The sequence below is a fragment of the Effusibacillus consociatus genome (assembly GCF_042652925.1).
GTDB classification, from domain to species: Bacteria; Bacillota; Bacilli; order Tumebacillales; family Effusibacillaceae; genus Effusibacillus; species Effusibacillus consociatus.
Genome location: NZ_JBHSHC010000017.1, coordinates 1 through 6,482 on the forward strand (window position 1 = coordinate 1; position 6,482 = coordinate 6,482).

Sequence of the window (6,482 nt, forward strand, 5' to 3'; positions counted from 1 at the left end):
ATAAGGATTTCAGTTATCCACAGCACCCCTTGGGGTGCCTACTTTTAGGCCTATACTGTCGAACCCGGGAAGAAGGTAATACGTTCAATTGTGGAGATTGTTAAGAAGGTGTGTTGGATTTTTGAATTTTTCGATTTTGAAGGAGGTTTTTTGCCAAACTCAGGCGAATATGATTAGTACAGTAAGGGAAGGAGGAGTACCTCATGAAAATCCAATTGCGTGGGGAACATCTTAGTATCACGGATGCTTTGCGAGACTACGTGGAGAAAAAGATTGGACGATTGGAAAAGTACTTCGATACACCTCCTGTTCAAGCCGTACAAGTGACCCTGTCTGTTGTGCGCGATTCTCACAATGTGGAAGTCACTATGCCGCTTAATGGCATTATGGTTCGAGCGGAAGAACGCTCGCCTGACATGTATGCTTCCATTGACCTTGTGGCTGAAAAGCTGGAAGCCCAAATCCGAAAACATAAGACCAAGTTGAATCGCCGTTTTCGGGAAGAGGGGATTCGGACTCTTTTCCAGGAAAATGGGGCGGCTGCAACTGTAGCAGTAGAAGATGAAATCGATGAAGGGGAAATCGTCAGGGTTAAGAAGTTTGCATTTAAACCGATGACTCCGGAAGAGGCTGTCATGCAGATGGATCTTTTGGGGCATGATTTCTTCGTTTTCGCAAATGCGGAAACCGAAGAGGTGAATGTTGTGTACAAACGAAACGACGGAAACTATGGGTTGATTGAACCTGAGTTCTAGACCGAAAATACAAATAATGATCATGGGCGGGCTATGGGAGCCGGCCCTTTTTTGATTCACTAGGCACCCGTCTATCCTTTTGCGCATACGATGTAGCAGGAGGTGACCGACATGTCGTTTCTGGCTGCAATGCTTCAGGTTCTGGTTTTTCTCATCTTGCTGAAGGCGTCGCACATACTGTACTGGAATTTGCGAAAATCGTATTACATTCACCCGTGGTTACTGGAAACCTGTATTGCTGTCGTGCTTGTCGCTCTTTTTCATTTCGTAACTTCGGTTTGGGTCTTGGTGATCGTTAGTTCCATTGTGCTGGGTCTGATTCGAGGGGATCAGGAATCAAAGTCGGTAAGCAATCGCCAACTATTCTAAGTTAGGGCAACCAGGTATTCAGGTGACGGATCTGTCACCTTTTTTCTTTTGGAGACATTTTCTTTTGGACACTTGGCAAAACGATGGTATACTAGACGGTGGACACAAAGGCAGGAAATCTTGGAGAGGAGTGGTACAACGAGATGTTGGGCCTCCTGAAGAAACTCGTTGGCGATTCAAACGAACGAGAAATTAAAAAATTATATAAAGTGGTTGACGCAATCAACAGTCTGGAATCCTCGGTTGCGAACCTGTCGGACGAGCAATTAGCCGCCAGGACGGTTGAATTTAAAGAACGTTTGGCAAAAGGGGAAACGCTTGACGATCTGCTGCCGGAAGCATTCGCGGTAGTACGGGAAGCGGGAAAGCGCGTCCTTGGGAAACGTCATTATGATGTACAGCTTCTTGGTGGTATTGTGCTGCACCAGGGCCGAATCCCGGAGATGCGTACGGGGGAAGGTAAGACGCTTGTGGCAACGCTGCCGTCGTATCTGAACGCATTGACTGGCAAAGGGGTTCACATAATTACCGTGAATGACTACTTGGCGCGCCGTGACGCAGAGGAAATGGGTCAGGTGCACCGTTTCTTGGGAATGACGGTGGGACTTAACATTCATGGCATGGATCCCATGGAAAAACAAAAAGCGTACGCGTGTGATATTACATACGGTACGAACAATGAATTTGGTTTCGATTATCTCCGCGATAACATGGTGATGTCGCTCGATCAAATGGTGCAGCGTCCGCTGCATTATGCCATCGTGGACGAAGTGGATTCCATTTTGATCGATGAGGCACGTACACCGTTGATTATTTCCGGGCAGGCGGAAAAGTCGACTGAACTGTATATACGCGCCAATATTTTTGTGTCGAGTCTTCGCGGGGAAGCCGACTACACAATTGACGAAAAATCGCGGTCTGTCGTATTGACCGAACAAGGTGCCCATAAAGCGGAACGATTTTTCAACATCCAAAACCTGTTTGATCCGGAGAATGTCACGATCAACCATCATATCACCCAGGCTTTGAAAGCTCATCATCTGATGAAGCGGGATAAGGATTATGTGGTGAAAGACGGCGAGATAATCATTGTCGATGAGTTCACCGGCCGTATGATGCAAGGTCGCCGTTACAGCGAAGGTCTCCATCAGGCGATTGAAGCCAAAGAGGGAGTTAAAGTCCAGAACGAAAGCAAAACTCTTGCTACGATCACATTGCAAAACTATTTCCGGATGTATCAGAAGCTGGCTGGCATGACCGGTACGGCCAAGACGGAAGAGGAAGAATTCCGTTCGATTTATGGCATGGATGTTGTGGTAATACCCACAAACAAACCAAACCAACGGGTGGATTTGCAGGACGTTGTCTACAAGAACATCCGTGGGAAGTTCAATGCGGTTGTGGAAGAGATTGTGCAACGCCATGCGGTTGGTCAACCGATACTGGTGGGGACCACCTCGATCGAGAAATCGGAATACTTGTCCGAGCTTCTGAAGAGGCGTGGAATTCGACATGAGGTCCTGAACGCCAAGCATCATGAAAGAGAAGCTCAGATTGTTGCGCTTGCCGGACAACGCGGTGCAGTTACCATTGCGACCAATATGGCCGGTCGCGGTACGGATATTCTTCTTGGAGAAGGGGTAGCAGAAGTCGGCGGATTGCATATTATTGGTACAGAACGTCATGAAAGCCGCCGCATCGACAACCAGCTGCGCGGACGTTCAGGCCGTCAAGGCGACCCGGGGTCTTCCCAGTTCTTCTTGTCGCTGGAAGATGACCTTATGCGTTTGTTCGGTTCGGAGAATATTATGGGGATGATGGAACGTCTGGGTCTGGAAGAAGACCAGCCGATTGAAGCCCGTTTGGTGACTCGTGCGATTGAGAGCGCGCAGAAGAAGGTTGAAGGCAATAACTTTGACATTCGGAAGCACGTCTTGAAGTATGACGACGTGATGAACCAGCAGCGTGAAGTGATGTATAAGCAGCGCCGTGAAATCCTTGAACGGGACGATCTGTCCGAGACAGTTAAAGGCATGGTGGAAGATCTGGTTAAATTCTCAGTCGACACTTATTGCCAGGAAGATGCGGTACCGGAGGATTGGGATCTGCAGGGATTGCTTGAATACGGAGAGCGCCATTATCTCTCCCCGGGCAAGACCAATGTCGAAGAATTATCCCGTCGCGCCGATCGTGAAGAACTAACGGACTTTGTCTTGGGGCTTGCGATGCAGGAATATGCTGAACGTGAAAAGCAATTGGGTGCGTTCATGCGCGAATTTGAAAAAGTGGTCCTGATCCGCACGGTTGATACAAAGTGGATGGATCATATCGACGCGATGGACCAACTCCGTCAAGGGATTCATCTCCGTGCTTACGGGCAACGCGATCCGCTTGTCGAGTACAAATTTGAAGGGTATGAGATGTTTGACGAAATGATTCACAGCATTCGCGAAGAGGTTGTGATGTATGTTTTCAAGGCAAACATTCAGGTAGAACAGCAAGCTCCACAGGAAGTGTAAAAACACCCGTCAAAGGGACGTCGCCCTTAAACCGGCTTTATTGTTCGCCAGGCCGCTTTTCGAAGCGGCCCGACTCTCTTAGTGGGTAAGATAGTGGCAAATTACGAGGTGAAAAGAAATTGGCAACAAAAACACATGGTGAGTTAAAGCAGGAATTGCAAAATACAGCCAAGCGCTTGGCGGACATTGGGAGGTCTCTTTGACCTGCCTGATAAGAAATCGAGGATTTCTTCATTAGAAGAGCAGATGGCGAGTCCGACGTTCTGGGATGATCAGGATGCCGCTCAAAAAGTGATTAATGAAACGAACGCACTCAAAGCTCTTGTGGAGCAGATGGAGAAATTATCAAGCCAGCAAGAGGATCTGGAAGTGTTGCTTGAGCTTGCTCGGGAAGAAGGGGACGAAAGTCTTCTCGATGAGGTTGAGCAAGGTGGCGAGAAACTGGGAAAAGAGCTGTCCGATTTTGAATTGCAGCTTCTGTTAAGTGAACCGTACGACAAAAACAATGCGATTCTTGAAATTCACCCGGGTGCCGGTGGGACTGAATCGCAAGATTGGGCTTCAATCCTTCTTCGTATGTACACGCGTTGGGCGGAGGACAAGGGATATAAAGTGGAGACCCTTGACTATCTCCCGGGCGAGGAAGCAGGGATAAAAAGTGTAACCCTATTAATAAAGGGATACAATGCGTTCGGATATCTTAAGGCGGAACGCGGAGTCCATCGATTGGTGAGGATTTCACCTTTTGACGCTTCCGGTCGCCGTCACACGTCTTTTGCATCTGTCGATGTAATGCCCGAAATGGATGAAAATGTGGATATCGAAATTCGGGAAGTTGATCTTAAGGTCGATACCTATCGTTCTTCCGGTGCTGGAGGTCAGCACGTGAATACGACCGACTCCGCTGTCCGGATCACGCATCTTCCATCCGGTATCGTAGTGACCTGTCAAAGTGAGCGATCCCAAATTAAGAACCGGGCCGCAGCGATGAAAATTCTCGCTTCCAAACTTTATGAACGTGAACTTGAGGAACGTGAAAAAGAGTTAGCGGAGCTTCGCGGGGAACAAAGGGACATTGCTTGGGGCAGCCAGATTCGTTCTTATGTATTCCACCCGTATTCACTTGTGAAGGATCACAGAACCGGCGAGGAAGTGGGCAACGTTCACGCGGTTGTGGATGGTGCTCTGGATTCTTTTATTGATGCATACCTCCGGCAACAGGTGGAGAAAAAGACAAGCAACCAAGCGTAAGCCTGGTTGCTTTTTATCCGTAAAAGTGAAAACCCCATTTTCCATCATTGGAAAACGGGGTTCTTTTTGCTTTCTTAACCGCGAGCCGCTTGGTAACGCTTGTTGACTTCGTCCCAGTTGATTACATTCCAGAACGCGGCGATGTAATCCGGGCGCTTATTCTGATACTTGAGATAGTATGCATGCTCCCAAACGTCAAGACCGAGAACAGGAATATCGCCTTCCATCAGGGGGCTGTCTTGGTTTGCTGTGCTGTAAACTGCAAGCTCACCGTTCTTCACAACAAGCCATGCCCAGCCGCTGCCGAAACGAGTGGTAGCCGCTTTAGCGAATTCTTCTTTGAATTTGTCGAAGCTTCCAAACTTGCTGTTAATTGCATCCGCAATAGCGCCAGTCGGTTCGCCGCCGCCATTTGGGCTTAAGATCTCCCAGAACAAGGAGTGATTGTGGTGGCCGCCGCCATTGTTGCGAACAGCAGTGCGGATGTTTTCCGGAACACTGTTGATGTCGCGGAGCAGGTCTTCGAGACTTTTATTTTGGAGGTCCGCATGACCTTCCAAAGCTGCATTCAGATTGTTCACATATGTAGCGTGGTGTCTGCCATGGTGAATTTCCATGGTTTGCGCATCGATGTGCGGTTCAAGCGCCGCTTTGTCATAAGGAAGTGCCGGTAATTCATGTGCCATTGTTTATTCCCTCCCACATAAATTTTAGATTAGAATTCTTCTATGTATTAGCCTACCGTAATTTACCTCAAAATGCAATGTAGGCACAGTTACAATTATGTCATACAGATGTGTCATTATGCGCGATTTTTGGGTAATTTAATTAGGAAAAGAAAATGAGGATTGTGTTAGGAGGTGAAACCGGTGTCTTGGTTATCAGATGCATTGGATCATAAAAAGATTGAACAGCAATTGTTTTCGTCAGATTGGTTTCAAGGACTGATGGAGAATGAAGAATTTAAGGAGAAGTATCAAAAAAAGTACGCGGTCAGGCTGCGGATGGCCGATACAAAATATTTAAAAGAACTCCTTGAATCAGAAGTCACTCGCGTTGCCTTTGTTAATGAAGTATTGCGCGAGGATCAGGTGGGCGAGAAATAAAGAATGAAGCTCTAAAATAAAAGCAGTTCGTCCTAATAACAGATCGGGAAGAATTTTGTTGTGATTTGTTTTTAAAGCTGCGTTGAGTTATGATGTGCAGCGTGATATTATAACTCTTGTCGCCGCGAGACGGTGTGAAAACACTGGTTCGAAAGCGATGAATAACAAAATAGCATCCGAATCAAAAAAATAAATATTACCAGTTGAAATGCTGGTGCGGATGTGATAAGATAGCTTTTGTCGCTGTTTGCGATGACAATAGCGACAAACGGAAGGATCTCCACTAAGAAAATCGTCATTCATGGCGATAACCTGGAGTGGATCATCCTGATCAAGTCGTTCTTTGCACCACAAGGGCACAAGTAACGCTAAGGCGCTAAAGCGCCAAGTCGTTCTTTGCACCACAAGGGCACAAGTAACGCTAAGGCGCTAAAGCGCCAAGTCGTTCTTTGAAAACTGAATCGTGTAGGGAGCTAGGAATA

6 protein-coding genes are annotated in these 6,482 nt (G+C 47.3%); 5 read left to right on the forward strand and 1 reads right to left on the reverse strand.

Features of this window, described 5'->3' with window-relative positions:
• The first annotated feature begins 203 nt into the window (after nucleotides 1-203).
• The 4 genes from hpf to prfB all read left to right on the forward strand — a co-directional run bounded on the left by hpf (nucleotide 204) and on the right by prfB (nucleotide 4,894).
• Complete coding sequence (gene hpf / locus ACFO8Q_RS03295; protein ID WP_380024282.1) at nucleotides 204-755, forward strand: ribosome hibernation-promoting factor, HPF/YfiA family; 552 nt, start codon at nucleotides 204-206, stop codon at nucleotides 753-755.
• 111 nt (nucleotides 756-866) lie between these two features.
• Nucleotides 867-1,124, forward strand: a complete 258-nt coding sequence (locus ACFO8Q_RS03300) for a hypothetical protein (protein ID WP_380024284.1) — start codon at nucleotides 867-869, stop codon at nucleotides 1,122-1,124.
• A gap of 143 nt (nucleotides 1,125-1,267) precedes the next feature.
• A complete protein-coding gene (gene secA, locus ACFO8Q_RS03305; RefSeq protein WP_380024286.1) occupies nucleotides 1,268-3,643 on the forward strand; it encodes a preprotein translocase subunit SecA in 2,376 nt (791 codons plus the stop codon).
• Between the two features lie 119 nt (nucleotides 3,644-3,762).
• Nucleotides 3,763-4,894, forward strand: a protein-coding gene (prfB, locus tag ACFO8Q_RS03310) for a peptide chain release factor 2 (RefSeq protein WP_380024288.1) whose coding sequence is annotated in 2 segments (ribosomal slippage) — nucleotides 3,763-3,843 and nucleotides 3,845-4,894 — 1,131 coding nt in all. Because the reading frame shifts where the segments join, the coding sequence is not laid out codon by codon here.
• Between the two features lie 74 nt (nucleotides 4,895-4,968).
• Here prfB and ACFO8Q_RS03315 read toward each other — a convergent pair.
• Nucleotides 4,969-5,580: a superoxide dismutase gene (locus tag ACFO8Q_RS03315; RefSeq protein ID WP_380024290.1), complete on the reverse strand. Its 612-nt coding sequence runs from the start codon at nucleotides 5,578-5,580 to the stop codon at nucleotides 4,969-4,971.
• Nucleotides 5,581-5,763: 183 nt separating this feature from the next.
• On the opposite strand from ACFO8Q_RS03315, the gene ACFO8Q_RS03320 reads away from it, so the two are divergent.
• Complete coding sequence (locus ACFO8Q_RS03320) at nucleotides 5,764-6,000, forward strand: hypothetical protein (protein WP_380024292.1); 237 nt, start codon at nucleotides 5,764-5,766, stop codon at nucleotides 5,998-6,000.
• Nucleotides 6,001-6,482: the final 482 nt, after the last annotated feature.

What these genes read in the sequence shown, in the direction of transcription:
- hpf (WP_380024282.1), top strand. Translation starts at nt 204, where the DNA reads ATGAAAATCCAATTGCGTGGGGAACATCTTAGTATCACGGATGCTTTG.
- secA (WP_380024286.1), top strand. Translation starts at nt 1,268, where the DNA reads ATGTTGGGCCTCCTGAAGAAACTCGTTGGCGATTCAAACGAACGAGAA.
- ACFO8Q_RS03315 (WP_380024290.1), bottom strand. Translation starts at nt 5,580, where the DNA reads ATGGCACATGAATTACCGGCACTTCCTTATGACAAAGCGGCGCTTGAA.
- ACFO8Q_RS03300 (WP_380024284.1), top strand. Translation starts at nt 867, where the DNA reads ATGTCGTTTCTGGCTGCAATGCTTCAGGTTCTGGTTTTTCTCATCTTG.